Here is a 25,836-nt window from a genome sequence, read left to right on the forward strand (position 1 = left end):
ACCGCGATGCCCAAGTCCATTGTCGCTGCCCTGCAAATCGGCGCCTTGCCCGGCGGCAAGGCCGATACTCTCGATCAAATTCTTTCCTGGGAAACCGCCATTATCGAATCCGGCGCGAAGTTGGTGGTCATGCCCGAGGCGTTGCTCGGTGGCTACCCCAAAGGCGAGAACTTCGGCACGCAACTCGGTTACCGGCTGCCGGAAGGTCGAGAAGCCTTTGCCCGGTATTTCGCCAACGCCATCGACGTGCCCGGTGCCGAGACTGAAGCCTTGGCCGGATTGTCCTCACGCACCGGCGCCAATCTGGTGATCGGCGTGATCGAACGCGCCGGCAGCACCTTGTATTGCACCGCGCTGTATTTCGACCCGCAGGCCGGGCTGGTGGGCAAGCACCGCAAACTGATGCCCACCGGCACCGAGCGACTGATCTGGGGCAACGGCGACGGCTCGACCTTGCCGGTGCTCGACAGCCAGGTCGGGCGGATCGGCGCGGTGGTGTGCTGGGAAAACATGATGCCGTTGCTACGCACCGCGATGTACGCCAAGGGCATTGAGGTCTGGTGCGCGCCGACCGTGGATGAGCGGGAAATGTGGCAGGTCAGCATGCGCCACATCGCCCATGAAGGACGCTGCTTTGTGGTCAGTGCCTGTCAGGTTCAGGACTCGCCGCAAGCCTTGGGCGTGGCCATCGCCAATTGGCCGGCGGAGCGTCCGTTGATTGCTGGCGGCAGTGTGATTGTCGGGCCAATGGGCGACATTCTTGCCGGGCCGCTGCGTGGTGAGGCAGGTTTGCTGACTGCGGAAATCGACACCGATGATCTGATCCGCGCTCGTTATGACTACGACGTGGTCGGGCACTATGCGCGTCCGGACGTGTTTGAGTTGACCGTGGATGAGCGAGTCAGACCGGGCGTGCGGTTCAACGCATAATCCGTCGGGGGGTGTGATTGTCGTCTAGTCTCCAGGCGTTCACACCCCCGTCAACGGATGGACTCGCCATGAGTTTGTTACTAGGCCCGATACTGCAGTTTCGTGGCATCAATAATAATGTCTACAACGTGTCTGCCCTGGTGGTTTCACCCTTGGGCGCGCCACCACCCACGGTAAAAGTGCCCAAGGGTGTGACTGCCGACACACCCTTGGCCATCGCCGATATCCCGCTGCTCAACCCAAATTCCCGGGTCTGGCGCATCGATTTCAAAACGGCGCAGGATCAGGCCGTTGCCACCAGTTACACGGTTACCGTAGACGGTACGCAGGCCAACTTCGTCGTTCCGGCCAAGGGCCAGTCGCCGCGCATTGTGTATGTGTCATGCAACGGTTTCTCCGACCCCAAGGAGATGGAGAAGGTAGACCGGAACAACGAGCGTTGGGAGCACATGTGGGGCGCTCACCAGGGCGAGCCCTATCATCTGCTGTTGATGGGCGGCGATCAGGTTTACAGCGACGACATGCGCAGCAGTGTGCCGTCGATGAAAGCATGGTTCGCCAAACCTTTCGCCGACCGGCAAAAGGCCGCTTACAGCAAGGTGATCGAAGCCGATCTGGACAAGTTTTTCACCAGGCTCTACCTGGAATGCTGGAAACAGCCCGAGATGGCCAAGGTGTTCGGCGCCATTCCGACGGTGATGATGTGGGATGACCATGACATCATCGATGGCTGGGGTTCCTACGATGAGATATTGCATTCGAGCCCGGTGTTCCAAGGGCTGTTTGCCACGGCCAAACGTTATTTCAGGATTTTCCAGCAGCAACTGATCCAGACGCATCCTCACCTCAAACCGTCCGCTGATACCCATCCCTGCGCGATTCCCGGAACCGCCGACGGCTTTCACCTGGGCTTCACCGGTCTGGGCGAGTTGGCCTTGCTGGTTCCCGATCTACGCAGCGAACGTGCACCGGACTTGACCACCCCGCAGGCCCAACAAACCCGGGTCATTTCGCCTGTCAGTTGGGATGCGATTTATGCCTGGCTGGACAAGGTCCCGGCGCACAAGCACCTGTTGCTGATGTCGAGTATTCCGGTGGGCTACCTTGATTTGCAGGCGGCCGAAAAGGCGCTGGACGTGATGATGGGGCAACAGGAGCTCGAGGACGATTTACGCGACCACTGGCGAAGCCTGCCGCACCGCAGTGAACGCAAGCGCTTGATCATGCGGCTGCTGGATTTCGCCAAAGCCCAATCATGCAAGGTCACGCTGGTGTCTGGCGACGTTCATGTGGCCGGGGTCTGCGTGATCGAGTCGAAGCTGCCCCGGCATGGCTGCGACGGCGCGGGGAAAATCTACCAATTGATTTCCACCGGCGTCGTGCATCCTGCGCCGCCGGTGTTGGCGGTGCACTTTCTGGAGTCCATCGGTGGCAATCAGGAACAGATCGATTACGGCATCACTGGAACCATGTTGCCTGTCGGCGCAAGGGGGCGTTACCTGATCGCCGCTCGAAACTGGCTGGCGATAGAACCGGATGAAGGCGGCAACGGCAAGACCCGACTGTGGGCCAACTGGCACGTAGAAGGTCTGAAGCATAGTGTGACGCAGGTGATCGACCCCGTTACCTAGCGGGGGCGTTACCAGGTGCCAGAGATCGAGCCTGGCAGGCTGAGCTTGCCGCTATCGACAAAACGCATGGTGCCGAACGCCCCTCCGGCCAGTTTGCCGCGCAGTACGTACGGCAGATTGTCCAGTGTCTGCGTCTGACTCAGCCCGAGGGTCTGACGCAGCATCGAGAAGGCCGAAACGCTCACCGGCACCACGATCACTGCTTCGGAGAAGCGCGGGATCGAGCCCGACTGATCGCTGACGCCGGAAGCTAGCGGCTGGCCATTAACCTCCAGGTCCAGCGCCACGCCGTTGTAGGCGATCGCCGTTTCATTAGGGTTTTGCACGCGCAGTTTTACCGCGAAACGCACTTCCAGCTCCTGGCTTTGCAGCGGCTCGATACCGACCACATTGATGTGCAGCGGGTCGCGACTGGGGAACAGGGCGCAGGCGCTCAGGGAGAGCAATAGAAGGGATAGGGACAGGGCTAGCAATCTGCGCATGAACATATTCTCGTAAAGAAAAAGGCCGAACCGCTCAAAGCTCGGCCTTCGAGCATTACGGACGGTTCAACTGTGCGACAGCCACAGGTGACGTGGGTTCACCCTTGGCCGCAACATCCGGGTTCTGCATCACCTGAAGCACCGAGGCTTCCGGGTCGAACTCGTCTTCTTCCAACTCGATGAACTCTTCGGGCAGGAAGATATTCAGCACGATAGCGCACAACGCACCGACAGTGATCGGCGATTCGAAGATGTTGTGCAGCGCCTTCGGCAGCTCGCGCAAGACTACAAGCCCCCTCACCACAGGGGTGATCATTCAACGGCAGAGCTTCAAGCAAACGCCGCAAGCAGATCCTCTTCAAAGGCCTTTTGCGCATCCCCCGGCACCTGTGCGCGATGGCGCGCCAGGTGGAACGCCACCTCGAAACTCATATCACCCTGGCGCACGGCACGGAGCAACCCTTTGTCTTCCCAGTTTTGGGCGAAGTGATCGGGTAAATACCCCACGTGCTTGCCGGACAGAATGAAGGCGAGGGTGCCTTCGACCTGCTCGGATCGCGCTGAACAGAGCTTCCCCTGAAACGGCTCATCGCTGCGCAGAAAACGATAGGGGTGATCGACCCGGTCGCAGGCCTGGAGCGCTTGATCGTCAGGTGCGTCATCGGTGAATAGCGGATGCCCGGAGGCGCAGTACAGGTGCTGGGTTTCGGTGAACAGTTCACGGTAGTCAAAAGCACGCTGAGCCTGTGAGAAATAGCCGATCGCCAGGTCCAGCCGTTGTTGCAGCAACAGCCGCTCCATTTCGCCGGGCATGGCGCTGATCAACTCGATGCGCACCGATTCGTCACGTTCGCGAAAGCGTCGGATCGCCTCGGCCACCCGTTTCAGCACGGACTGATCAAGCGCTTCGGACAAACCCAGGCGCACTTCGCCGATCAAACGTCCGGCCACACCGTTGGATTGATGGCGGAACGCTTCAATGGATTGGAACAAGGCACGGGTGGCAACGAGCAACTGTTCACCCTTGGGCGTGATCTTGAACCCGCCCTTGCCGCGACTGCACAGGCGATAACCGAGCCGGGTTTCGAGCTTGGCCATCTGCTGGCTGATGCTCGACTGGCTCAGCCCCAGGTCACCCTGGGCCGCGCTGAAGCCTCCGTATTCCACCACGCTGACAAACAGGCGCAGCAGGTGCAGGTCCAGATCATGCAGTTGGCCGAGCATCAAACATTACTCCGCAATAAAGTCAGGATAACTAACTTGGTATTTTTTCAATGTAACCGACGACGCATCCTGCAACCACTTCCTCCAGTCAGGTGTTCGTCATGGCTCCGCTCTTCAAGCTGTGTTTGCCCGCGCTGTTCCTCGCCATGGCTGTGCCGGCCCAGGCTGAGGAAAAAGTTCTCAATCTCTACAGTTGGGCCGATTACGTGGCGCCCGAGACCTTGCAGCGGTTCGAAAAGGAGACCGGCATTCACGTGCGCTACGACACGTTCGATACGCCGGAGGTCCTGGAAACCAAACTGCTCACCGGCGGCAGCGGTTACGACGTGGTGGTGCCGTCGTCCAGCGTCCTGGCGCGCGGTCTGGCGGCGGGAGCGCTGAAGGAAATTCCTCACGATGGCCTCAAGGGTTACGCCAACCTCGACCCGGACATGCTGGAAAAACTGGCGGCGGTCGATCCCGGCAATCGCTATGGCGTGCCTTACACCTGGGGCACGCTCGGGCTTGGGATGAATGTCGAAGCGGTAAAACAACGTTTGCCCAACGTCCCGCTCAACAGCCTCGACCTGCTGTTCAAGCCCGAATACGCCAGCAAACTGAAAGACTGCGGCATCGCGATTCTCGATTCGCCGCAAGAGGTGATTGGCCTGGCGCTGCATTATTTGGGTAAAGATCCCTACAGCACCGACAAGGCTGATCTGACAGCAGCCGACGCCCTGTTGCGTCAGCTACAGCCGTCGGTGCTGTACGTCGCCACCGGGCGGCAGATCAACGATCTGGCCAATGGCAGCGTCTGCCTGGCGCTGACCTACAACGGTGACGCGAGCATGGCCGCCGATCAGGCGCGCAAGGCCAACAAACCGTTCGAGGTGGCTTACCGCATTCCACGTGAAGGCACGCTGGTGTGGCAGGACAACCTGGCGATGCCCAAGGACGCGCCGCACCCCGAAGCCGCCCGAGCCTTCATCGAGTTCATGTTGCGCCCCGAATCCGTTGCCGCGCTGACCAATACGCTGTTCTTCGCCACGGCCAATCAGGCGGCGACGCCGCTGGTGGATGAGGCGGTGCGCAGCGATCCCGACATCTACCCGCAGGCCGAGGTGCGTGAGCGGCTGTACGCCGACCGCAGCATGAGCCTCAAGGACATGCGTCAGCGCACCCGCCTGTGGACCACTTTCCGTAGCAACCAATAAGCCAACAATAAGGAACACACCCATGGACGTCCCTGCACAGAACGATCAGGCCATGACCCGCGACAGTCTTTACGGGACTGCCGCCGAAAGCACCTACGCCGGTATCACCAGTTTCATGCGCCGGCGCTACAGCCGTGACTTGCGTGGCGTCGACGTGGTGGTCAGCGGCGTGCCGTTCGACACCGCCACCAGCAACCGCCCCGGTGCGCGTTTCGGACCACGCGGCATTCGGGCGGCGTCCACCGGGATCGCCTGGGAACGCCATTGGCCGTGGACGTTCGACCCGTTCGATCACTTGGCAGTCATCGACTACGGCGACTGCGCCTTCGATTACGGCACGCCGCATTCGGTGCCGGAAAGCATTGAAGCCCACGCCTGGCACATCCTGGATAACGGTTGCGCGATGCTGACCTTCGGCGGCGATCATTTCATCAGTTATCCGCTGCTCAAGGCCCATGCCCGCCAGCACGGCCCGTTGTCATTGATTCACTTCGATGCCCATAGCGACACCTGGCCGGATGAAGAGGGCAAGCGCGTCGATCACGGCACGATGTTCTGGCATGCGGCCAGGGAAGGGCTGGTGGATCCGTCGCGTTCGGTGCAAATCGGCTTGCGCACCACCAATGACGATCATCAGGGCTTTCAGGTGCTGGATGCGCGGCAGGTGCATCGGCAAGGGTGCGAGGCGATTGTCGAGGCGATTCGTGCGCGAGTCGGCGATCACCCGGTGTATCTGACCTTCGACATCGACTGCCTCGACCCGGCCTTCGCGCCCGGCACCGGGACGCCGGTGTGCGGCGGCTTGAGCACGGTGCAGGCGCTGGAGATTCTCGGCGGTTTGCGCGGGATCAACCTGGTGGGGATGGACGTGGTGGAAGTGGCGCCGGCCTACGACCACGCCGACATTACCTCACTGGCCGCGGCGACCCTGGCCATGGAAATGCTGTGTTTGTATGCGGCCAGGCATAAGGTCGATCGGTAACGCGTTGCCAATTGTGGGAGCGAGCCTGTGTGGCGAGGGGGCTTGTCCTCGTTCGATTGCGGAGCAATCGTAAACCGGTCACTGCATTTCTAATGCAAGACCGCGATGCCTGGTTTCAGGGGCACTTCGCACCCCAACGGGGCGGTGCGGCGGTCCGACAAGCCCCCTCGCCACACAAGCCCGCACACACTCGACCTGTGTCAGGCCTATCGCTACTGCCACTTTCTGACAGCAGCCTCTGCTAAGCTCCGGCGACTTCCAGAAAGGAGTCTGCCGACCGTGTCCCGAACCACCCGTTTACTGACCTTGTTACAAGTGCTGCGGGGCAAAAGTCGTCCGGTGACTGCCGCGACATTGGCCAGCGAGCTGGAAATTTCCGAGCGCACGCTGTACCGCGACATCGCTGAACTCACCGCACTCGGCGCGCCGATCTTTGGCGAGGCGGGGATCGGCTATGTATTGCGCAGCGGTCTGTTTCTACCGCCCTTGATGCTCAATGCCGATGAGACCGAAGCCATCGTGCTCGGTTTGCGCTACGTGGATCAACGCGGTGATGAGGTGTTGAGCAAAGCGGCGGCCGATGCCCTGGCAAAAATCGCCGCGGTGCTTGACCCCACGGCTCAGGACGCCTTGCGTAACCCGACGGTGTTGCCGGGGCCGCCGGGCTGTGGCTATCCGCAAAACGCCGTGCCGTTGAATGTGTTTCGCCAAGCCATCCGCGATCAAGCCAAGTTGCATATCGATTACGCAGACGCCAACCAGGTGCCCAGCCAGCGGTTGATCTGGCCCCTGGCCCTGGGGTTTCTCAATGAGGTGCGGATCATCGTTGCCTGGTGTGAGTTGCGCAGTGCTTATCGCACGTTTCGCACCGACCGGATCTCGGCCGCCAGTGAACAGGGCGAACGCTATCCGGGGCGGCGCAGCGACCTGTTGCGCACCTGGCGAAAACAGATGCAACTGGATGAAGCAGGGCGTTTCACTCCTGACAAGAACTGACACTGGCTTGTTTTAGCATGGCTCCAGAATCAACTCACAAGGAGCCGTAAACATGTCCAGTCCCGCCTCTTCACTGGCCCCCGCCATCGCCGCCTACATTGACGCCGCCAATGCCCGCGACACCTCCAGGGTCGCCAGTTTTTTCGCTGAGGATGCCAACGTGTTCGATGAGGGGCAGCATCAGGTCGGCACGCAAGCCATCGCCCAATGGATGCAAGACACCGCACAACGTTACCAGCCCCGGGTCGAGGTGCTCGACGTTCAACTGCGCACCGGCAAAGTGCTGGTGCACAACCTGATCTCCGGCACCTTTCCCGGTAGTCCGCTGGAACTGCGCTATATGTTCCGCCTCAATGAGCAAGGCAAGATCGCCCGGCTGGACATCTCGCTGTAACCACCGGCCTATGTAGCAGCTGTCGAGCCTGCGAGGCTGCGTTCGGTGGCGAAGCCTGTCGTGAAATCAGGCGAAGCGGTCCGTCAGACGCACTGTGCATTCAGGATTTACGACTGCTTCGCCGCCGAACGCAGCCTCGCGGTGCTCGACAGCTGCTACGGCCCGGGCTTGGCGAGCCGCTATAGAGACGTATACTGCCGCACATGAATGTCGACTCTCCCTTAAGCGCCTGGCAACACGCCATCGAACAGAAGGGCTTCGTCCAGGACGAAGCCCAGGAACATGCCGTGTGGGCGCTGCAAAAATGCCACGAAGCCTTGCAGGAAGGCCGCGCACCCATCACCGGCGTGTACCTCTGGGGCCCGGTCGGGCGGGGCAAGACCTGGTTGATGGATCAGTTCTATCAAAACCTGCGCGTCCCGGCCCGGCGGCAGCACTTTCACCACTTCATGGGCTGGGTGCATCAGCGTTCCTTCCAATTGACCGGCACCGCCGACCCGTTGAAAGCGCTGGCTCGAGAACTGAGTCAGGAAGTGCGGGTGTTGTGTTTCGATGAGCTGTTCGTCAATGACATTGGTGACGCGATCATTCTCGGGCGTTTGTTTCAGGTGATGTTCGAGCAGGGCGTGGTGGTGGTCTGCACCTCCAACCAACCGCCGGATCAGCTGTACGCCGATGGCTTCAACCGCGACCGCTTCGTGCCGGCGATTACTGCGATCAAGCAGCACATGCAGGTCATTGCGGTGGACGGTGGGGAAGATCATCGTCTGCACCCTGGCGCCGGCCTGCAGCGTTACTGGGTGAACGTTCCGGGTCGGCCCGCAGCCCTCGGCGAAGTGTTCAAGGCCTTGACTGTCGGCCAGTCGCTGTCCAGCGCTCCGGTGCAGATCGGCTACCGTTCGGTCAATGTCATGCAGGCCAGTCGAACCGTGCTCTGGTGCCGTTACGCCGAGGTCTGCGAGCAGCCTTTTGCCGCCATGGACTTCATGGCCCTGTGCGACACCTTCAGCGCTATTCTGTTGAGTGACGTGCCCAATCTCAGCGCGCAAAAACGCGAAGGGCGCATCGCCCGCGGCACTGAAGACGGTGTCGAGCGGGTGGCGGCGGGGGATCGCGAGTTGCCACAGTTGTCGGTGCATGACGACGGCGTGCGGCGGTTCATTGCCCTGGTGGACGAATGCTACGACCGCAAGGTGCCGCTGTACCTCGAAGCGCAGGTACCGATGGAGGCGTTGTACACCGAGGGCTATCTGGAATTCCCGTTTCGCCGCACCCTCAGCCGTTTGCAGGAGATGCAGCTAAAACGTTTTGCCGAGGCTTGATGCCCGGGGGATGTGAACATGAACCAGCCCTTGTCCCACCATTTGCTGACCATGGCCTATCAGAATGCCTGGGCCAATCACCGATTGGCCAAGGCCTGGCTTCAGCTGAGCCCGGCCGAGCTGGTGGCGCCGCGAGTCAGTTTTTTCCCCAGCCTGCGCGCAACCCTCAACCACATTCTGACGTGCGACTGGTTCTATGCGGACGCCCTGGAGCGGGAGTTGCGCGGTGACGAGCCGCATCCCGATTGCCATGTGTTTTTCAACCAGGATGAGCCATTCACCGACGGCGCCGATCTCAAGCGCGAGCAAGCCCTGGTCGATCGTCGACTGATCGCCTACTGCGAGCAATTGCGTGACGCAGAGCTTGGGCGAATCGTGACCATTGCGCGCGATACCCCGCAACACGACAGCCGATTACGCCTGCTGTCCCATCTGTTCGAGCACCAGATTCACCATCGCGGGCAGGTTCACGCGATGCTCAGCGGCACGTCGGTCAAGCCGCCGCAACTGGACGAGTTTTTCTGTGCCGGTGAGGCGGGGTTGAGGGCCGAGGATTTTGCCGAGCTGGGATGGACTGAGGCACTGATCTGGGGGGCTTGAGCGCGCGCGATCGCAACAGGATCCAGTTGTCGGCACCCCGGTGCTCGCGATAAGGTCGCAGGACCTTTCAGTGCGCAAGAAGCGAACTGGGGCAACTTCATGTGTGATCGAGGGTGGAAATGGAATCCGCAGAAATTCTTGTGCTTCAGGCCAGTTACAGCAACCCGACACATGCCGAGGCGATTTGTCTTGTATTGAACCATTACGCCGAAGACCCGATGGGTGTCGGTAAGTCGTTGCCCACCCATGTGTTGCAACAACTGCCGGGGGAGCTGGCCAAGCGGCCCCATGCCTTCAGTGTATTGGCGTTTGTCGGTGGCGAGCCGGCAGGGCTGGTCAATTGCTTCGAAGGCTTTTCGACCTTTGCCTGTCGGCCATTGGTCAACGTGCACGATGTGGTCGTGGTGTCGAAGTTTCGCGGGTTGGGACTGAGCCAGAAAATGCTGCACAAAGTCGAGGACATCGCACGTCAGCGCGGCTGCTGCAAAATCACCCTGGAAGTGCTGGAAGGCAATCCAGTGGCCCAGGCGTCTTATGGCAAATTCGGTTTTTCACCGGGTATGTTTGACCCCGCGCACGGCCGGATGCTGTTCTGGACCAAAGCGCTTTAGTCCTCCGAGCCATAAAAAAGGGCGTCGATCAGGACGCCCTTAAGTCATTTGTCGGCCCCTCAAAACTACTGCTGAACGACCGTCGGAGTGACAGGCGCGACCTTGGGTTTTATCAGGCTGAAGTCGATCAACGGCCGCTGCTCACGCTCGTAAGGGTTGCCGATCATCAATGGCCGAGGCTTGAAGCTGTCGCTGACCAGGCTTTTACTGCGGTCCAGTTCATCGAAACTCAGGCCGGCCAGATCCGCCCAGGTGTGAATCAGCTGGGAGCTGCTGTACGGCCGACCTAGATCAGCGGCAAAACTCCAGTCATGGGTTTCGCGCCATTTCGGCGAGGCCCAGGCCACGAATGGAATGGTGTACATCGGCGCGGTCGGCTTGTTCTCGTTGCGGCCCAGGGTGTTGTGGCCAGCGGAGTCGAACACGTCTTCGCCGTGGTCGGAGAGGTACAGCAGGAAGCCGTTCGGATCGGTCTTGGCATAGTCCTTGATCAGGCTCGAGACCACGAAGTCGTTGTACAACACCGCGTTGTCATAGCTGTTGTACGTCGGCACTTGATTATCACGCACGCCGTCCGGCACGCCTTTGCGGTCGGTGAACTTGTTGAACGTCGGCGGGTAACGGTACTGGTAGCTCATGTGCGTGCCGAGCAAATGCACGACGATCAGCTTGCGTGGCGCCGCATCGGCCAGCGCCTTGTTGAACGGCTCGATCACATCGCCATCGTACTGGGCGGCGTTCTGGTTGCGGTTGTTGTTCAGATACGCCTGCTCGTCGGCCTGTTCGGAGAAGGTCGTGAGCATGGTGTTGCGCTTGGTCATGGTCTGCTGGTTGGTGATCCAGAAGGTTTTGTAACCCGCCTGTTTCATCATGCTGACCAATGACGGCGTCGTCAGGTAGAGGTCCGGGTTTTCTTCGTCGGCGAACGTCAGCACCTGCTGCAGCGCTTCAATGGTGTAGGGGCGTGGGGTAATGACGTTATCGAAAACCGCCAGTTGGTCCTTGAGCTTGTCCAGTTCCGGGGTGGTTTCCCGCGGGTAGCCGTACAGACTCATGCGCTGACGGTTGGTGGACTCGCCGATCACCAGCACCAGGGTCGCCGGCTGATTGGCCATCGAATCGGTGAAGTTCTTCAGCGGCGGGATCTTGCTGGCGCTGTCGAGCATGTCTTGCATGCCGGCCAGGGTACCGAGATAACGGTGATAGGCCACGGCCATCTGCCACGGCACCGCGGGCTCGATGCGGGTTTCGAATTTATCGAAGCCTTCCGCCAGGCTGCCGGTGTGCGCGGTCTGCTTGATCAGCGGGTAACCGATCACGGCCAGCACAATCGCCGTAGCGGCAATCAGTGCCTGGACGCGTGGCAGGTACACCGGACGCACGCGGGTCCAAAGGAAGTACGCGAACGCGGTGTGGGCGAGGAACGCCAGTACCATCCACCAGGCAAAGTATTGCGTCATGTACTCGCCGGCTTCAGACACGTTCGATTCGAACATGATGAAGATGACGCTCTGGGAGAATTCCTGCTGATAGATGAAGAAATAACCCAGGCTGGCCATCGAACAGGCCCACAGCACCACGCCGATCAGCGCGGACATTACACGGGTTTGTTTGGGGAATAACAGCATTGGCGCGAGCCAGACGGCGCTCATCACAAAGGCCTGGCGGAACCCGCTAAAACCGGAGGTGCCCGTCAGTTGAATCAGCAGTTGGGTGATACCGGAGAAATACCAGAAAAACAGAAATAACCAGAGAAATCCTGCCCAATCAAAACCATTCGCAGACGTTTTGCTGCGTTTAAACAAAGCCATTCAACACTCCAGCCTGATGATCGGCCGTCGGCACTCTCCTTGTTACAGACGAACGGATGCCGCTCGCAAAGCAAGCAGCCACAAAGGGCCGGAGTATCGCCAAGTAAGTGTGAAAACTTTGTGAGTTGTCGCAGCGGTCAGGATTGCAGCGAGTCAGAAACAGCGGTGGGCCGCTTCCGACTCAAGCGAGGAGATCAGGCGTGAGGAGCACGTTGGGTGATGGGCAAGGGCTGAGCCTGATTGCCTTGGGTCAGCAGGCGCAATTGCGCAACTTCCCGCTTCAACTGATCGCGCTCGTCTTTCAACTGGCGCAGTTCATCGCGACGGATCGTGACGTAAAGGGTTTGTGCTGGCAGTGCTGTGTGTACGGTGCCCATTGCTCACCTCGCAAATGGCGGTATCAACTGTAAGTCGGCTCCCGAAATCGGGTGCTCACTTACTATCGGCGCCAATTTTGATTTCTTTTGCCCTTGAAGGGAACTTTTTTATTTTTCATGGTCGTTGTGTCTTCGGCACGATTCCCGACGTTATCAGTCTGGATCGGGCACAATGCCCGGAAACTTCATCCCGCCGCTCTGGACTAACCTTCACTAGTCGCGTTGGGCTATAACCTTAGACACACTTTATTTGTAGTAGGGAGCATCAGTACATGCAACTCGGGATTATTGGACTGGGCCGCATGGGCGGTAATATTGCGCGGCGTCTGATGCTCAACGGGCACACCACCGTTGTTTACGACCGCAATACCGCTTTTGTCGACACCCTGGCCGAAGAGGGCGCCACCGGCGTCGCCGATTTGCCAGCCCTGGTCGCTGGCCTGGCCAAGCCGCGCGCGGTGTGGGTCATGCTCCCCGCCGACGCACCGACCGAAGACACCATCGACACCCTGAGCACCTTGCTTGAAGCGGGCGATACCATCATTGATGGCGGCAACACCTTCTATAAGGACGATATCCGTCGGGCCAAAACCCTGTCGGAAAAAGGTCTGCATTACATTGACGTCGGCACCTCCGGCGGCGTCTGGGGCCTGGAACGTGGCTACTGCATGATGATCGGCGGCGATGCCGAGACGGTTAAGCGTCTTGACCCGTTGTTCGAGTCCCTGGCCCCGGGTATGGGCGACATTCCGCGCACCAAGGATCGCAAGTCCGATGACGATCGCGCCGAGCGCGGTTACATCCACGCAGGCCCCGCCGGCGCCGGCCACTTCGTCAAGATGATCCATAACGGCATCGAATACGGAATGATGCAGGCCTTCGCCGAAGGCTTCGACATCCTCAAGACCAAAGCCAGCACCAACCTGCCGGAAGATCAGCGTTTCGACCTGAACGTGGCCGACATCGCCGAAGTCTGGCGTCGTGGCAGCGTGGTCTCGTCCTGGCTGCTAGACCTGACCGCCGATGCGCTGGCGTCCGATCCGAAACTCGACGGCTACTCGGGTGAAGTGGCCGACAGCGGTGAAGGGCGCTGGACCATCGAAGCCGCCATGGAACAAGCGGTGCCGGTACCGGTGCTGTCGAACTCGCTGTTCTCTCGCTACCGTTCGCGCGGGCAAGGCAACTTTGGCGACAAGATTCTCTCGGCCCAGCGCTTCGGCTTCGGCGGCCATGTGGAGACTGCGAAAAAATGACCCACGTGATCCGCAGGAAATCCAAGGCAGAACCCGCACCGCCCACCACGCTGTTTCTGTTCGGTGCCCATGGTGATCTGGTCAAGCGCCTGCTGATGCCGGCGCTGTACAACCTGAGTCGCGATGGTTTGCTGGGGAATGGACTGCGGATCGTTGGCGTTGATCACAACGCCATCAGTGACGAAGCCTTTGCCAAAAAACTCGAAGATTTCATTCGGGCGGAAGTGGCAGCCAAGGTCGGCAAGGGCGATCACGCCCTTGATCCGGCGTTGTGGACCAAATTGGCCAAACACATCAGCTACGTCCAGGGCGATTTCCTGGATGAGCGCACTTATGACGCGCTGGCGGCGAAAATCGACGCCAGCGGCACCGGCAACGCCGTTTTCTACCTGGCCACCGCACCGCGCTTTTTCAGTGAAGTGGTGCGGCGTCTCGGGGCTGCCGGATTGTTGCAAGAAGCCCCCGAAGCGTTCAGAAGAGTGGTAATCGAAAAGCCTTTCGGCTCGGATCTGTACACCGCCGAAGCCTTGAACGCGTGCTTGCTCAATGTGATGACGGAAAAGCAGATCTACCGGATCGATCACTATCTGGGCAAGGAAACCGTGCAGAACATTCTGGTCAGCCGGTTCTCCAACAGCCTGTTCGAAGCCTTCTGGAACAACCATTACATCGACCACGTACAAATTACCGCCGCTGAAACCGTCGGCGTGGAAACCCGTGGCAGTTTTTATGAGGTCACCGGCGCCCTGCGGGACATGGTGCCTAATCACCTGTTCCAATTATTGGCGATGGTCGCCATGGAACCGCCGGCGGCGTTTGGCGCCGATGCGGTACGCGGCGAGAAGGCCAAAGTCATCGGCGCGATTCGCCCCTGGTCGACCGAGGAAGCGCGAGCCAACTCAGTGCGCGGCCAATACACCGCCGGCGAGATCGATGGCAATCGGCTGCCCGGTTATCGTCAGGAGACCAACGTCGCGCCCGACAGCACCACTGAAACCTATGTCGCGCTCAAAGTGATGATCGACAACTGGCGCTGGGTCGGTGTGCCGTTCTACCTGCGTACCGGCAAGCGCATGAGCGTGCGCGACACCGAGATCGTCATTTGCTTCAAACCGGCGCCGTATGCGCAGTTCCGTGACACCGAGGTCGAAGAATTGCAGCCGACCTACCTGCGGATCCAGATCCAGCCCAACGAAGGCATGTGGTTCGACCTGCTGGCCAAACGGCCGGGGCCGGCGTTGAACATGGCCAATATCGAGCTGGGCTTTGCCTACAAGGATTTCTTTGAAATGCAGCCTTCCACCGGCTACGAAACCTTGATCTACGATTGCCTCACCGGCGATCAGACGCTGTTCCAGCGTGCCGACAACATCGAGAACGGCTGGCGCGTCGTGCAGCCGTTCCTCGACGCCTGGCAGCAGGACGCAACCGTGGAGAGCTATGCGGCCGGCGAAGACGGACCCAAGACCGCTGACGAACTGCTGACCCGCGATGGTCGCGTATGGCACAGCCTCGGATGAGTGACGTCACGCAACAACCCATCCGTTTTCTGCTCAGTGACATGGACGGCACGTTGTTGCTGCCCGATCACAGCCTCAGCCAGCGCACCATCGATGCCGTCCGCGCCTTGCGTGACGCCGGCGTGCTGTTCAGCCTGGCCACCGGGCGTCCACCCAAAGCCATGTTGCAGCAGATCGAAGCCCTGGGCATTGATCTGCCGACGGCGGCGTTCAATGGCGGCACGATCGTCAACCCGGACGGCAGTTTGCTGGTGGCGCATTATCTACCGGCAACCGCAGCGCTGACGGCGTTGGCGCTGTTTGCCGATCAGCCGGACATTGAAGTCTGGGTGTTCAGCGGTGGCGACTGGCTGTTGAAGGACTCAAGCGGCCCGATGGTCCCGCGAGAGCAGCATGGCCTGGGTTATCCGCCGGTGGTGGTCGAGAGTTTTGAGCCTTGCCTGGCACGCATCGACAAGATCGTCGCTGCCAGCAATAACACCGAACTGTTGATCGAGCTGGAGGCGCGGTTGCTGCCCAAGGTCGAAGGGCAGGCGCAGGTGTCGCGTTCGCAACCGGTCTATCTGGATGTGACGGCGGTGCAGGCCAACAAGGGCGCGGCACTGGCGACGCTGGCCGAGTTTCTCGGGGTGTCGCTGGAACAGACCGCCGCCATGGGCGACGGCGGCAATGACCCGGCGATGTTTCATCGTGCCGGGCTGTCGATTGCGATGGGGCAGGCGGAAGAGGCGGTGAAGCGTCAGGCCGACGTGGTGACCGGGGCCAATACCGAAGACGGTGCGGCCGAGGCGATCGAGCGATACATCCTCTCTCGATAAGCACACAAAACCAATGTGGGAGCGCGCAGGCTCGCTCCCACATTTTTGTTCTGGGTTACAGCCAGTAACTTACCGCATACCAGCCAAGAACCCCCATCACCACGGTGTATGGCAGCGCCATCCACACCATCCGCCCGTACGACAGACGAATCAGCGGGGCAATCGCCGAGGTCAGCAGGAACAGGAACGCCGCCTGGCCATTAGGCGTCGCCACGCTCGGCAGATTGGTCCCGGTATTGATCGCAATCGCCAGGGTTTCAAAGTGTTCGCGGCTCATATGGCCGGAGACGAATGCCTGTTTCACTTCGGTGATGTAAATGGTCGCGACGAACACGTTGTCGCTGATGGCCGACAGCAAGCCGTTGGCAATAAACAGCATGCCCGGCTGTTGGTCCGCCGGCAGGGCCAATACCCACTGGATCAGCGGCGCGAACAGTTGCTGATCGTGAATCACCGCCACCACGGCGAAAAATACCACCAGCAGCGAGGTGAACGGCATGGCGTCCTTGAAGGCGGTGCCGAGGCGGTGTTCGTCAGTGATACCGGTAAACGCGGTGATCAGCACGATCACCATCAAGCCGATCAGGCCGACTTCGGCGATGTGAAACGCCAGCCCGGCAATCAGAATCAGCGCCGCCGCCCCTTGAACCAGCAACGCGGCGCGCTGACGCGAAGTGCGCTCGGCGTTGTCTTCAGCGGCGTAGTTGGCCAGCACCGCACGCACGTTGTCCGGCAGCAGCGTCCCATAACCGAACCAGCGCAGTTTCTCCAGCAGTACGCAGGTCACCAGGCCCGCTGCCAGCACCGGCAACGACACCGGGGCGATCTTCAGAAAGAACTCGGCAAAGTGCCAGCCCATCTCATGGCCGATCAGCAGGTTTTGCGGCTCGCCAACCAGCGTGCAAACACCACCCAATGCTGTGCCGACCGCGCCGTGCATCAGCAGGCTGCGCAGGAAGGCGCGGAATTGTTCGAGGTCGGCATGGTGCAACGTCGGCAACTGCCGGTCATCGCCGAACTCACTGTCCTGACGCGGATCGTTGCCCGAGGCGACGCGGTGATACACCGAATAAAACCCCACGGCCGCGCTGATGATGACCGCGGTCACGGTCAATGCATCGAGAAACGCCGAGAGAAACGCTGACAGGAAACAGAACATCAACGCCAGCAGCGCCTTGGAGCGAACTCCCAGCAGCAGGCGCGAGAACAGAAACAGCAGCAGGTCTTTCATGAAGTAGATGCCCGCCACCATGAACATCAGCAACAGGATCACCGGGAAGTTGTGCACCAGTTCGTCATAGAGCGCCTGGGGCGTGGTCATTTTCAGCAGCAGTGCTTCGATCAGCAGCAACCCGCCGGGCATCAGCGGGTAACACTTGAGCGCCATGGCCAGGGTGAAGATGAACTCCAGCACCAACAACCAGCCGGCCGCCACCGGACTGATCGTCCACAACACCAGGGCGTTGAGAATCAGGAATCCGATAATGCTGGCTTTGTACCAGCGGGGTGAATGCCCAAGAAAATTGTGTGCGAAGGCCTGGGCCATTGAGCCGGACATCGGCTACTCCTTGTATTAAGAAGCGCGCAACTTGCCGTAAGCGGAAGGGAAGATCAAGTGCAGGAAAAAGATGTCGGTCTAGTGTTGATAGCGCGCGACGACGGCGCGGTAGTTGCCATCCAGTGAATAGCCGCCGACGACGATGCAACCATCGGCCTGCACGGCCAATGAAGTGGCGGTGTCCGGACCACGACTCAGGCGTGTGCGGACCCAGCCCTGGCCATTGGCGAAGCTGCAATCCAGTGCCCCGCTGGATAAATACCGGGCGAGAATGAAATCGCCTTCGAGCCCCCCGACCGTCGCTCCGACCGTCAGTACCCGACCGTCCGGTTGTACCTGGGCGGCGGTCCACTGGCAGCCGCTGTGGCTGATTTCCAACAGTTGTGGCTGGCCGCTATTGCAATGCATGTCAGGTCGGCCATTGCTGTGAACGTTCAGGGCGAGGCAGTGCATCGGGTCGCGACTGCTGCCAAAACAATGCAAATCACCATTTTCGTGCTGGACGATCTGGCAGACCTGGGCACTCTGACCCCAGGCCTTGAAGGTCATGAAGCCATCCACGGCGAAGCCGTCATCCAACTGGCCATCGGTGTGATAACGCGCCAGCAAACCTTCCTCGGGGAAATTGATCGATCCGCCCACCAGGATTCGGCCGTCATGTTGCACCATCAGACTGTTCAGCCAGGTGTTCATCAATAAGTGCCGGACCATGACAAAGCCACGACCGTTGAAGGTGCTGTCCAGCGAGCCGTCGGCATTGAGCCGAATCAGCATGCCGACGTGATCGGCCAATTCAAAGTGATGATTGGCCAGCAGCAGGATTCGACCATCGTCCTGCACCCAGATATCACAGGCCTCGGTACCCGGCACGCCGGGTGGTAACCAGGCGTCGCGAGCGCCTTCGGAGAGCTTCCCCGGCAGGCGCACCACGCAGCGGCCGTGCTCACCAAAACCCTGTATCGGGTAGCCTCGTTGATCAAACATCGCCACGGCGGGCAACGTACGATGAGCATTTTCGTAGTGCAGGCCGGCCACCAGAATGTTCCCGTCGGCCAGCACCCGCACCGTGCCCGCCATGGCCTCGTAGCCGTGGGCGAATTGCCCGATGATGCTGCCTTGTTTGCCGAAGGCCAGATCCGCCGAACCATCCTCACGCAGGCGGGCCAGGCCAAAGCGGCTGCCACCTGGCGTGCCGACCTTGGCTGACACCAGTATTCGGCCGGTGTGGTCAATCGCCACGCCATTGACCCTGCTGGAGGTACTGCCGGCGAAATACACTTGAGTCTTGCCGCTGCCGGCGAAATGGCTATCGAGTTGCCCGGCGTCTTTCACCGCTGCCGGTATGGCAAAAGCAGTCTGGAGTGACATGCACGCATCTCCTTGCCAGCCGTCCTTGTCCGGGTGCCCGGAGGTTGACTGCATGAGAAGAACATTCAATCCCTGAATGCGATGATGCGCAACTGCCATTACTCTCGGGAAGCAGGGCGTTTTGTGCCAGAACAGTGTCTTTTCGAACCACTGACAAGCCTGCCAAGTAATCTGACGAGTTAGAAGATGAAAAAATGGGGTGGCTGACGATAGAAAACCATCAACTAAGGGGAGCGAGGGACGCGGATTACCGGGTGGTAATCCGCGAAAAAGATTAATGCGGCATGGACCACGATTGCAGTGTGTAACCTTCCTCGCTCAGCTCGGCGCGGGCTTGTTCCAGCAAGTGTGCAAGTTGCTCCGGATCGGAATAGGCACTGCTGGGGATTTGTTTGCTGCTGATGCGAGTGTTAGTGCGATCAATGATGGCCAGGCTGAGCTCGCCATTACCGTCTTGTGGCGCCCAGGCCACGCATTGAAAGGGTTGGAATGCGCGGTCGGCAATCAAAAGAGCTTCGTTGATACGGAGCGGGGCGTTCATGGGGTCTTCTCTCTGTATGCCCAATCAAGTGATGTGCCGTCGGTTGGGCTTACCGTTCGGCTGGTTACTTGTACTGATGTCCGCAACCGGGGGTTGGGTCACACACAATCAAAAGAAATTTCAACTTTCTTTGATTCGCCGGCGATTCAGGCAGTTGCTGAAAGCTGAATGAAAGGTTCAATTCGTTAGGCAACTCATTAAGTGATTTTTTATAACTAATAAGCCGACGTCCCTATAAGCAATCGATACAAGCTCGCGTCAATATTTTGCTAGTGTTACACCGAAGCCCGCCAAATGACTGTTTTTAATAATATTTCCTAAAATTTGGCGCCAAGGAACAGTCATGATCGAAGCGCCTGCTTTACGACGTCTTTTAGTAGTGGATCCTTGCGACGACTGCCACCGTTTGCTGCCGGGTTTACGCGCTGTGGGTTGGGATGTCGACAGCTGTACCCTGGAAAACGCCGCGGAACGAACCTGCGACGTCGGCCTGTTGCGCTTGCAGCCATTTCATCTGGAGCGTCCGGAAGCCGTCAAGGAACTGATCACCCGTAGCGGTACCGAGTGGATCGCCGTGCTCGATCAGGATGTCCTGCGAATGCAGAATGTCGGGGATTTCGTCTGCGAATGGTTTTTTGACTTCCATACCTTGCCGTTCGATGTTTCAAGGGTTCAGGTCACTCTGGGCCGAGCGTTCGGCATGGCGCGCCTGCGCGGGCAGGGCACGGTTCATATCGATCAGCCTGAACACGAACTGCTCGGCGACAGCAAACCGATTCGCGAGCTGCGCAAATTACTGAGCAAACTGGCGCCCACCGAGTCGCCGGTGCTGATCCGCGGCGAAAGCGGCACCGGTAAAGAATTGGTCGCCCGTACCCTGCATCAACAATCCCAGCGCCACCGCAAGCCATTCGTGGCGATCAACTGTGGCGCGATTCCCGAGCACTTGATCCAGTCCGAATTGTTTGGTCACGAGAAGGGGGCCTTTACCGGCGCCCATCAGCGCAAGGTCGGGCGGATAGAAGCGGCCAACGGCGGGACCCTGTTTCTCGATGAAATAGGCGATCTGCCCCTGGAGCTGCAAGCCAATCTGCTGCGCTTCCTGCAGGAAAAACACATCGAGCGGGTTGGCGGTCATCAGCCTGTTCCGGTGGATGTGCGGGTATTGGCGGCGACGCACGTCGACCTTGAAGAGGCCATCGAGAACAAACGCTTTCGCGAAGATTTGTACTACCGTTTGAACGTCCTGCAAGTGGTCACCGTGCCGCTGCGGGAGCGCCATGGTGATCTATTGATGCTGGCCAACCACTTTTCCCATTTCTACAGCAGTGAAACCGGTCGTCGTCCGCGCAGCTTCAGCGAAGATGCATTGGTCGCCATGGGCAAGCACGACTGGCCGGGCAATGTCCGCGAGCTGGCCAATCGGGTACGTCGTGGGTTGGTACTTGCCGAAGGGCGGCAGATCGAGGCGCGAGACCTGGGGCTGCTCAGTCAACACGCCTTCATCACGCCGATGGGCACCCTTGAAGACTACAAGACTCGCGCCGAACGCCAGGCGCTGTGCGATGTGTTGAACCGACACAGCGACAACCTGAGTGTTGCCGCTCGAGTCCTGGGCGTGTCACGGCCGACTTTTTACCGATTGCTGCACAAGCACCAGATCCGCTAGGGCGGGTAAACGAAAAGGCCCGCTGCGACATCCATCGCAGCGGGCCTTTTCCATTGGGGTGAAGCGATCAGAAGTAGTACGGGAATTTCAGGCTGAAGGAAAAGTCCGGCGCATCGTCCGTGATGCCGATGGACAGGTTGGGAACAATGGTCAGATTGTCGCTGGCGGCGATGGTCATGCCGACGTTGAAGTAACCGGCGTTGGCGTCACTGGACACCACAGACTCCCAATCCCCGCCATCCTGCTTGAGCTTGCTTTTGCGTTGCACCAGGTCAGACATCGAGAACGACATACTCATTTTTTCGTTCAGTGCAAAGGCGATCCCCGCGCCAATCTGGAAGCTGTCGCCGATCCGCACCTTGCCCGGGACTTTCTGATTGACGGTGGCGCTGATGTCGTCGAAGGATTCTTCGAAGTTGTGGGTGTAGGACAGGCTACCGAACAGAACCGCCGGATCGTAGGTCTTGACCAGCGAGATACCGGGGCTGATCGACCAGACGCCGTTACCGGTCGGCAAGGTGTCAGGCACGAACAGGTTGGTATTGGCGTCGGTCTGGCGCAGCTTGATGCCGAACGGGTCCTTGCCGGTCGGCGCCTTGACCCGGAAGGTGAACACAGCATCCGGGGTGTTGACCGATTCGTCCATGAATTTGTAGGCGATCCCGAAGTTGACATCGCCCAGCGTCGGATCCCGGGTGACGGTTTCTTCGCTGGTCACTCCCGCCGCACCGTTGTTGGCGCCGCCGGACTGATACGTTGATTCGCGGTAGACCACCGGTACGTTCAGGTCGAACTGCCAGCGATTGTCGAAGTTGTAGCGCCCGGTGAGGTCCAGCGTCCAGGTGTCGGCCTTGATCCGGTCCAGGTTGATGTTGCCCAGAAAGATCGAGTCCAGTGCGAGGAAGCCATTGAGGATCAGCTGGCGGGTGTCGTAACGCGAATAGGTCAGCCCGGTTTCGAGGCTGAACTTGCCGCCGCCGAAGAATCCGCTGGCCTCGTCATACAGGTTGGAAACACTCTGCGCCGGTTGAGAGTCATCGGCCAGCGATTGTCCATAGGAACTGCCGCTGCCTGCGGCGCCTCCTGAAGCCGCGGCCGCTCCCGTCCTTGTGGCCACTTGCGGGTTGCCTTTCATGTCGGCTGGCGACTTGGCCAGGCGTTTAGGCGGTGCCGCCGCCGGTTGTTCCTCCACTTGGCGGACTCGTTGTTCGAGTACCGCCAAGGCCTTTTGTTGTACTTCGTATCGTTGCTTGAGCTCCATGAGTTGTTGCTTCAACGCTTCCACGTCCGCATCGGACGCTGCTTGCAGCAGCGCCGACGGGAACAAAGTACTCAGACAAACGATCGCGCGCAGCGGTACTGACCGATACATGATAAGTCGTCCCCCATGAAGCCCGATGATCGAACATCAGCGTAGTTCAATATCCCAGGCTGCGAAGTGCTTTGAGTTGATTCAGATTGCAGTTGACTGCTCCGGCATTTCGGCCGTTGTTGTTAAGCACCACATTAAGTTGCGTCAGGTTATTGACCCTGTTGCTGTTGCCCAGAAGCCGGGTGTTCTGCACCAGCCCCCCCTGAGCCACCTGTTGCATGGCCGTGCCTTGGTTGTTGCTGGCCTGGATGGCCATTTGCACGCCACCACCGGTGGCTGCTACCGCGACGTTACCGGCGGCATTGCTGTCGGTAATGGTTTGCCCGCTCGTCAGCACCTGCCCTTGGACGGGAGTCGGCGCCGGCGCCTGGTTGGCCTCCTGGACGTTGATGGCGACATTGTTGTAGGCGGTATTGCCGTCTCCAGCGGCGCGCACAGTTTGGGTGACTCCCTGGGTGGTGGTCAGTCCTGCGCCACCGATCACATTTCCGGTGCCCGATGGCGGCGTACTGCCGTTACCGGTTTCTTTAATGGTCGACACGTAAAGTTGCGGCTTTACGGTAGAGGCCTGGATCTGCATGGCCGTCGCCACCCCGATCAGGTCTCCGCTGGCATTGCGCCAGGTGCTGCTCATGATGATGCCGAAGCTGATGATCCGCCCCGGCATGACATAACGACCGCGTAGCTCGGCGAGCTCATGGTCCTTGAGTTCGATGGGTTTGAATCCTGCATTGGCATAGCCCGATGCGCTTGCTGCCAGGCAAGCGGCGGCCAGCCAGTATGAGGTTTTCATCTGCTGCTCCCGGGGCATCCGGCCCTCTCTATCATCAGTGGGCGATTAGAAGAAGTCGCTCTGAATGAAGCCAAAGTCCATCAATTCGGCATCTTTGACCGGGTTGAAAGTGTCCAGTTTGTTCTTGGCCGTCAGCGGTTCCGGAGGGCTACGCAGTGCATTGGTTTTGTCGTAACCGGGACCCACGATAGCGAAGACAATGCCGTTCCAGCCTTTGACAAAGTCGTCATGGGAATAGCGTTTGTGCCCAAGCACCGGGTCGCCGATATAGACCCAGTTCTTGTCCGCCCGCTGCATCACCACGAAATGCTTGTAGCCGCGAATTTCCATCAGCACCACCACCGGAATGGTCACCGCTTCGAGTTTTTCGGGCGGTATCCGGTAGCCACGCGCGCGCATGCCGATTGCTTCGATGTAGCGCTTCATGTCCAGCATGGAGAAACCTTGAGTACGGACAAGGTTCTGATCAGCATTGACCAGCATGCCTTTGATGATGTGTTCCTCATCGACATCGAGCCAGTAAGCCTGGCGTAGCACCGTGGCCAGTGCGGCAGCGCCGCAGCTGAAGTCGGTTTTTTGTTCGACGATGTCGCTGAACTTGCGCTCACGCACGCTTTGCACCTGCTTGTAAACCAGCATGCCGCCCGGTAAGGCGGCCACCGGCATCTGCGCCGCCTGAGTCAGGCCGCACAGGCACAGCAGGGCGAAACAGGCTGTCGTACGCATGATCGATACGCCTTTGGTGAGCCGTGGAAAGAAAGCCCCGTTGCCGGGGCTTTCATTTCGATCGCGATTACATGCAGGCTCTGCAGCCGGCAGCAATGGACAGAGAGTTGCTTTGTTGGTTGCCCACACCCGCCGACACGTTGGCACCGCCGTTGCCGGAGAAGCTGTTCATCGAGTTGGTCATGGAGGCGTTGTTCACAACCGGGTTTTTCCAGCCGTCTGGAGTCAGCACTTGATGGGTGGTGACGCCAGCCAGATCGAAGGTACCCACGGCGCTGAATTTGAACTTGTCATCGCCTCTGTGACCCCAGCCACTGTCGTCGATCGTCCCGGTGCCTTTGGCCTTGAAGGTGCCCGAGGACGTGGTGGTATCGGTGAGGGTGGTGGTGACGTGGGTCCGGTCAGCCTTGTTGTCGACATCCAGGCCGGTGGTGGATTGGTAAGCGTCAGCCGAGGCTGTTGCTACCCGGCCGCCAGACACGGCAATCGCCAGGTTGTTTTTCTGTTGGTTGAAGTTGCCGGCAGTCACGTTGATGCCAATGTTGCCGGAGCCGTTGTTGCCCGCATTGTTGAGCGTGGCGTTATTTTGAGTAGAGCGGTTTTTGACGTAGTTATTGGTGTTGTATTGATACGCGGTGGAGGTTGCCTCGGCAGAACCGAAGATGAAGCTTTCATCCGCGGTAGCCAGCGCGGCGGCGTTGTCTTGTTGGTTGCCATCGCCCCCCGCGACGTTGGCACCCATGTTGCCGTTGGAGCCGTTGAGCGAGTTGTCAGCCTCAGCGGTGTTGTTGGTGCCTTGGTTGAGTACCGAGTTGCCGCTGCTGTCCTGTGTATCCCCTACATAGGCGCTGGCGGCTGAGTCGATTGACAGTTGCTGTTCCCAGGTGGGGCCTTTGGGGCCGTGATGATGGTGGCCGTGACCATGGTCGTTATCGTTGGCTTGTGCAGCCATCGCCATGACGGCAGCCAGGGCGAAGACGAGAGGCTTGAGAGCCATTGTGGGTTTCATGGTGTTTCTCCGTGCTTATTAGTTGGTTAAGTGTTGGTTACTTTCTAATCGCACTGCGTTCGGGTCAGTCAGCGACCCGTATGCTCAGGGTGTTAGCCATTCGGTTCCCCACCCCGGCACTCTGGTTCACCTGAATCACTCCTCGGCTGCCGGTGAAGGCCTGGTCGCTTGTCACGACCTGGCGACTGCCTTTTGAAGCGTCAGTTGCCCCTGAGCTTGGTAGCAACGCCACGTTCTGTTGAGAAAGGGCGCTATCGTCGACGCTTTGCGGCGCAGCACTGATGCTGATGCGCATTGCGTTGGCCATCTGGTTATTGGCCCCGGCGCCCTGGTTGACACCCAGTGCACCGTTGCCTTGACTGAAAGAGTTGCCGCCGATGGTGGCCGTCGCGTTCATCGACGGGTTGGCGGGCGTGTCGAGTTTCTGGATGACGCGAGTGGTCGCCGAGGCATCGGTGCCGATGGCGATAGCGCGGGTGTTGGCCTGTTGCTGTTGATCGCCGGAGGCCTGGTTGACGTTGAAGTTGCCGTTGTACCGGGCGCCGGAATCCAGGATGTTGGCGGTGTTGACCACCGGAACGCTGGAGTCGGCCATGGCGCCTGGGCTCACACTGGCACCGATGACCAGGGCGAGAAGGATCAGGGAGCGGCTCATG

General features: G+C 59.6%; 25 protein-coding genes and 1 pseudogene. 13 read left to right on the forward strand and 13 right to left on the reverse strand.

All coding sequences use genetic code 11. The annotated features are described in order from the left end of the window. Nucleotides 1-6 precede the first annotated feature (6 nt). Nucleotides 7-930: a carbon-nitrogen hydrolase family protein gene (locus tag PSH69_RS14210; RefSeq protein WP_305412611.1), complete on the forward strand. Its 924-nt coding sequence runs from the start codon at nt 7-9 to the stop codon at nt 928-930. A 68-nt stretch (nt 931-998) separates the two neighbouring features. Continuing rightward, nucleotides 999-2,561, forward strand: a complete 1,563-nt coding sequence (locus PSH69_RS14215) for an alkaline phosphatase D family protein (RefSeq protein ID WP_305412612.1) — start codon at nt 999-1,001, stop codon at nt 2,559-2,561. An 8-nt stretch (nt 2,562-2,569) separates the two neighbouring features. Here PSH69_RS14215 and PSH69_RS14220 read toward each other — a convergent pair whose 3' ends face one another. From PSH69_RS14220 to PSH69_RS14230, 3 genes and pseudogenes are all read right to left on the reverse strand, one after another. Further along, a complete protein-coding gene (locus tag PSH69_RS14220) occupies nt 2,570-3,043 on the reverse strand; it encodes an LEA type 2 family protein (protein ID WP_111453645.1) in 474 nt (157 codons plus the stop codon). 55 nt (nt 3,044-3,098) lie between these two features. After that, nucleotides 3,099-3,329: pseudogene (locus PSH69_RS14225) on the reverse strand (xanthine permease XanP); the annotation flags it as partial. A gap of 44 nt (nt 3,330-3,373) precedes the next feature. Beyond that, complete coding sequence (locus PSH69_RS14230; RefSeq protein ID WP_305412614.1) at nt 3,374-4,267, reverse strand: LysR family transcriptional regulator; 894 nt, start codon at nt 4,265-4,267, stop codon at nt 3,374-3,376. Nucleotides 4,268-4,368: 101 nt separating this feature from the next. Here PSH69_RS14230 and PSH69_RS14235 point away from each other — a divergent pair, with 101 nt between their 5' ends. The 7 genes from PSH69_RS14235 (at nt 4,369) to PSH69_RS14265 (ending at nt 10,365) form a co-directional block, all read left to right on the forward strand. After that, entirely contained in the window at nt 4,369-5,460 is a 1,092-nt protein-coding gene (locus PSH69_RS14235; protein WP_305412616.1) for a polyamine ABC transporter substrate-binding protein, read from the forward strand. Nucleotides 5,461-5,482: 22 nt separating this feature from the next. Beyond that, complete coding sequence (gene speB / locus PSH69_RS14240; protein ID WP_305412618.1) at nt 5,483-6,442, forward strand: agmatinase; 960 nt, start codon at nt 5,483-5,485, stop codon at nt 6,440-6,442. 279 nt (nt 6,443-6,721) lie between these two features. Continuing rightward, nucleotides 6,722-7,438: a YafY family protein gene (locus PSH69_RS14245; RefSeq protein ID WP_018926092.1), complete on the forward strand. Its 717-nt coding sequence runs from the start codon at nt 6,722-6,724 to the stop codon at nt 7,436-7,438. A gap of 52 nt (nt 7,439-7,490) precedes the next feature. Further along, the gene (locus tag PSH69_RS14250) at nt 7,491-7,832 is read left to right on the forward strand and encodes a nuclear transport factor 2 family protein (RefSeq protein ID WP_105341972.1); all 342 of its coding nucleotides are present in this window, start codon (nt 7,491-7,493) and stop codon (nt 7,830-7,832) included. A gap of 203 nt (nt 7,833-8,035) precedes the next feature. Beyond that, nucleotides 8,036-9,154 (forward strand): cell division protein ZapE, encoded by a 1,119-nt coding sequence (gene zapE / locus PSH69_RS14255; protein ID WP_258612103.1) that lies wholly within the window; start codon nt 8,036-8,038, stop codon nt 9,152-9,154. Between the two features lie 18 nt (nt 9,155-9,172). Beyond that, on the forward strand, nt 9,173-9,754 hold the full coding sequence (locus PSH69_RS14260; protein WP_305412622.1) for a DinB family protein: 582 nt from the start codon (nt 9,173-9,175) through the stop codon (nt 9,752-9,754). A gap of 119 nt (nt 9,755-9,873) precedes the next feature. Further along, nucleotides 9,874-10,365: a GNAT family N-acetyltransferase gene (locus PSH69_RS14265; RefSeq protein ID WP_305412623.1), complete on the forward strand. Its 492-nt coding sequence runs from the start codon at nt 9,874-9,876 to the stop codon at nt 10,363-10,365. Nucleotides 10,366-10,430: 65 nt separating this feature from the next. Here the strand turns inward: PSH69_RS14265 and PSH69_RS14270 are convergent, their stop codons facing one another. Together PSH69_RS14270 and PSH69_RS14275 are read right to left on the reverse strand one after the other, a co-directional pair. After that, entirely contained in the window at nt 10,431-12,176 is a 1,746-nt protein-coding gene (locus tag PSH69_RS14270; protein ID WP_305412624.1) for a phosphoethanolamine transferase CptA, read from the reverse strand. 194 nt (nt 12,177-12,370) lie between these two features. After that, complete coding sequence (locus PSH69_RS14275) at nt 12,371-12,553, reverse strand: DUF6026 family protein (RefSeq protein WP_019579222.1); 183 nt, start codon at nt 12,551-12,553, stop codon at nt 12,371-12,373. Nucleotides 12,554-12,825: 272 nt separating this feature from the next. Here PSH69_RS14275 and gnd point away from each other — a divergent pair, with 272 nt between their 5' ends. The 3 genes from gnd to PSH69_RS14290 are packed head-to-tail and all read left to right on the forward strand — an operon-like array spanning nt 12,826 to nt 16,144. After that, nucleotides 12,826-13,806, forward strand: coding sequence for a phosphogluconate dehydrogenase (NAD(+)-dependent, decarboxylating) (gene gnd, locus PSH69_RS14280; protein ID WP_305412625.1), 981 nt, complete (start codon nt 12,826-12,828; stop codon nt 13,804-13,806). After that, nucleotides 13,803-15,326 (forward strand): glucose-6-phosphate dehydrogenase, encoded by a 1,524-nt coding sequence (gene zwf / locus PSH69_RS14285; protein WP_305412627.1) that lies wholly within the window; start codon nt 13,803-13,805, stop codon nt 15,324-15,326. Before gnd ends, zwf begins: the two co-directional genes overlap by 4 nt. Next, nucleotides 15,323-16,144: an HAD family hydrolase gene (locus PSH69_RS14290; protein WP_305412628.1), complete on the forward strand. Its 822-nt coding sequence runs from the start codon at nt 15,323-15,325 to the stop codon at nt 16,142-16,144. Before zwf ends, PSH69_RS14290 begins: the two co-directional genes overlap by 4 nt. Nucleotides 16,145-16,199: 55 nt before the next feature. Here the strand turns inward: PSH69_RS14290 and nhaB are convergent, their stop codons facing one another. The 3 genes from nhaB to PSH69_RS14305 form a co-directional block, all read right to left on the reverse strand. Next, nucleotides 16,200-17,702, reverse strand: a complete 1,503-nt coding sequence (nhaB, locus tag PSH69_RS14295) for a sodium/proton antiporter NhaB (protein WP_305412629.1) — start codon at nt 17,700-17,702, stop codon at nt 16,200-16,202. 78 nt (nt 17,703-17,780) lie between these two features. Continuing rightward, entirely contained in the window at nt 17,781-19,070 is a 1,290-nt protein-coding gene (locus tag PSH69_RS14300; protein ID WP_305412631.1) for a hypothetical protein, read from the reverse strand. A 274-nt stretch (nt 19,071-19,344) separates the two neighbouring features. After that, the gene (locus tag PSH69_RS14305) at nt 19,345-19,611 is read right to left on the reverse strand and encodes a hypothetical protein (protein WP_305412632.1); all 267 of its coding nucleotides are present in this window, start codon (nt 19,609-19,611) and stop codon (nt 19,345-19,347) included. A 343-nt stretch (nt 19,612-19,954) separates the two neighbouring features. Between PSH69_RS14305 and PSH69_RS14310 the strand changes: the two genes are divergently transcribed. Next, a complete protein-coding gene (locus tag PSH69_RS14310) occupies nt 19,955-21,280 on the forward strand; it encodes a sigma-54 dependent transcriptional regulator (RefSeq protein ID WP_305412633.1) in 1,326 nt (441 codons plus the stop codon). A gap of 67 nt (nt 21,281-21,347) precedes the next feature. Here PSH69_RS14310 and PSH69_RS14315 read toward each other — a convergent pair whose 3' ends face one another. From PSH69_RS14315 to PSH69_RS14335, 5 genes are all read right to left on the reverse strand, one after another. Continuing rightward, complete coding sequence (locus PSH69_RS14315) at nt 21,348-22,652, reverse strand: hypothetical protein (protein WP_305412635.1); 1,305 nt, start codon at nt 22,650-22,652, stop codon at nt 21,348-21,350. 46 nt (nt 22,653-22,698) lie between these two features. Beyond that, nucleotides 22,699-23,445 (reverse strand): hypothetical protein, encoded by a 747-nt coding sequence (locus PSH69_RS14320; RefSeq protein ID WP_305412636.1) that lies wholly within the window; start codon nt 23,443-23,445, stop codon nt 22,699-22,701. Nucleotides 23,446-23,490: 45 nt separating this feature from the next. Then, on the reverse strand, nt 23,491-24,171 hold the full coding sequence (locus PSH69_RS14325; RefSeq protein ID WP_019579214.1) for a C39 family peptidase: 681 nt from the start codon (nt 24,169-24,171) through the stop codon (nt 23,491-23,493). A 67-nt stretch (nt 24,172-24,238) separates the two neighbouring features. Continuing rightward, nucleotides 24,239-25,180, reverse strand: coding sequence for a heme utilization protein (locus PSH69_RS14330; protein WP_096480148.1), 942 nt, complete (start codon nt 25,178-25,180; stop codon nt 24,239-24,241). 64 nt (nt 25,181-25,244) lie between these two features. Continuing rightward, nucleotides 25,245-25,835, reverse strand: coding sequence for a hypothetical protein (locus PSH69_RS14335; protein ID WP_019649954.1), 591 nt, complete (start codon nt 25,833-25,835; stop codon nt 25,245-25,247). Nucleotide 25,836 lies beyond the last annotated feature (1 nt).

Origin of the sequence: Pseudomonas sp. FP1740, from assembly GCF_030687165.1 — a bacterium.
Lineage (GTDB): Bacteria > Pseudomonadota > Gammaproteobacteria > Pseudomonadales > Pseudomonadaceae > Aquipseudomonas.